General features: G+C 60.2%; 1 protein-coding gene and 1 pseudogene. Both read right to left on the minus strand.

What is annotated here, in order from left to right:
• Positions 1 to 428: pseudogene (locus CW742_RS14910) on the minus strand (hypothetical protein); the annotation flags it as partial.
• Positions 421 to 849: a hypothetical protein gene (locus tag CW742_RS14915; RefSeq protein WP_292421755.1), complete on the minus strand. Its 429-nt coding sequence runs from the start codon at positions 847 to 849 to the stop codon at positions 421 to 423. The pseudogene CW742_RS14910 and the gene CW742_RS14915, both read right to left, overlap by 8 nt.
• Between the last annotated feature and the right edge of the window lie 206 nt (positions 850 to 1,055).

Genomic DNA, 1,055 nt, shown 5'->3' on the forward strand with positions numbered 1-1,055 from the left:
CCTGTTACTGGTTCCGGGAATCCCAGCCCGGTCATCCACCCGGCGATCGTTTCCGCCATTGCGAGCGCCTGTTCATGCTCTTCTTCTGTTGAAGAGACTCCGCTCGGCCGGACCGGATCGATATCGACCGGAAACCAGCGGCGCCGGAGAATGTCCGCATCTGACGTGGTTGCGTCCCTGGGCCCGCATTTCGCAATCCGGTTCTTCCTCCGGGCAAGGAGCGCCGGGTTCACCTCGTTCAGGGTTACGTAAATTCCCTGCACCTCCGGATCCGTGTCAAGCACCGTAACCTGCCGGACGAGTGTTTCCGGATCCCTGAAATAACCGGAGTGGATTCCCCGTCCGGTGATAGCCCGGACTTCAACAACCTGATCAGGGCCGGTAAAAAGGGAGGCTCCTGCCTGGAGCTTCTCTGTCCCATCAGCCATTCCGCACCTCCACCGTGCCGCCCGGAAGGATCTCGAACATCCTCCAGCCTTCGTGGGCGACCCATATCCAGAGCTGCTTCGTGAACGTATCGCCCAGCGCAGCCCACCGGAGCAGGGCGACCTCAACCGGGTACTTCTCCCCGACATGCTGGGCTCCCGTGATCCCATGCCGGGACCGGATACCCATGACAAAGAGGACAGAATTTCCCCGGATAGCTGCTATCAGCCGGGGTCCGGAAGAGGTGGATACCCTGCTCACCAGGTATCCCCGGGCATGGAGCAGGGTCATGACTTCGGCTTCGACTTTCCGGGCCCGGATGCTGTCCGGTACATGATTCAGTTCCCTGGAGGTTCGTGAGAGGTTTCCTGCGGTTTTCGTTGATCCCGGAATCGCCGGCCCGGTTCCGCTGCTCTCCGGCATGATCACGCACCTCCTTCCTGAGATTCCGGCAGTTCTTCCAGCGAATCCGGAAGGACAATGAACCGCCGCCAGCCCGGCCCGGGCTCTTTCAGCACCAGCGCCTTTGAGACCATCCTTTAGTACCCGAACGACCGGAACGCGGCAAGATCCTTTGCATTTTTTTCCGCAATCTGTTCTCTCTTGTCACGATTCCCCTTCGTGTACCG

Origin of the sequence: Methanoregula sp., from assembly GCF_002835825.1 — an archaeon.
Lineage (GTDB): Archaea > Halobacteriota > Methanomicrobia > Methanomicrobiales > Methanospirillaceae > Methanoregula.

Excerpts from the sequence above, each read along its gene's own strand:
- CW742_RS14915 (WP_292421755.1), bottom strand. The coding sequence starts at position 849 with ATGCCGGAGAGCAGCGGAACCGGGCCGGCGATTCCGGGATCAACGAAA.